The sequence below is a fragment of the Marinitenerispora sediminis genome (assembly GCF_003336425.1).
GTDB classification, from domain to species: domain Bacteria; phylum Actinomycetota; class Actinomycetes; order Streptosporangiales; family Streptosporangiaceae; genus Marinitenerispora; species Marinitenerispora sediminis.
Genome location: NZ_QEIO01000329.1, coordinates 1 through 751 on the forward strand (window position 1 = coordinate 1; position 751 = coordinate 751).

Genomic DNA, 751 nt, shown 5'->3' on the forward strand with positions numbered 1-751 from the left:
GGACCGTGAAACGGAGTCCGACCTGGCAGATCGCCAGGTCAGCCTTCCTGGAGGAATTTCCATGAAGACCAACCTGCGCCGAATCACGCTCACCGGCCTTGTCGCCACCGCCGTCGCGCTGGGCACGCCCGCCATGGCCGGCGCCCAGGACATCTTCGGCGGCCGCCACTTCTGGGGCTTCCCGGGCTTCGGCCCGAGCAGCAGCTTCCAGCAGCAGGCGACCCAGGCCGGGCCGTTCGGAGCCGGTACCTTCGGCACCCGGAGCCACGCCCAGGGCGGGTTCTGATCCCGAAGCCCACTGAGCAGGACCGGCGGGTCCGGCACCCGTGGGAGAGGCGCACCCGCGCGTTTCCCCGTCCACCGGCGCAGGAACGACAGCCGGTAGCCGGGCCCGCCGCCCTGCCGCGCATCGGCACCGCCACCGGAGCCGGTGGCGGTGCCGGCCCGCTTCCCGCGGGCCACCGAAATCCGGCCGCGATCCGCATGGCGCCCGGTGCGCCATTCGCGGCCGAATCCGCATCCCATTCCGCGCGCACGGGCAATTTGATGCGGCTTTGGAACACCGCTCGCTTTCTTTGGAGCCCGCAGTCCGGCGTCCTGTTTCTTCTTGAAACGGCCGCCGCAAGCATGAGAGTCGTGGCTCCAGGTCCGGCCGGAATCAGCGAAGGGGCCGATTCTGATGGACCGTGAAACGGAGTCCGACCTGGCAGATCGCCAGGTCAGCCTTCCTGGAGGAATTTCCATGAAGACC

The 751-nt window shown here is 69.2% G+C and carries 1 protein-coding gene; it reads left to right on the forward strand.

The features are described 5' to 3' along the window. The first annotated feature begins 61 nt into the window (after positions 1 to 61). Positions 62 to 286: a hypothetical protein gene (locus DEF28_RS26630; protein ID WP_114400737.1), complete on the forward strand. Its 225-nt coding sequence runs from the start codon at positions 62 to 64 to the stop codon at positions 284 to 286. The last annotated feature ends 465 nt before the right edge of the window (positions 287 to 751 follow it).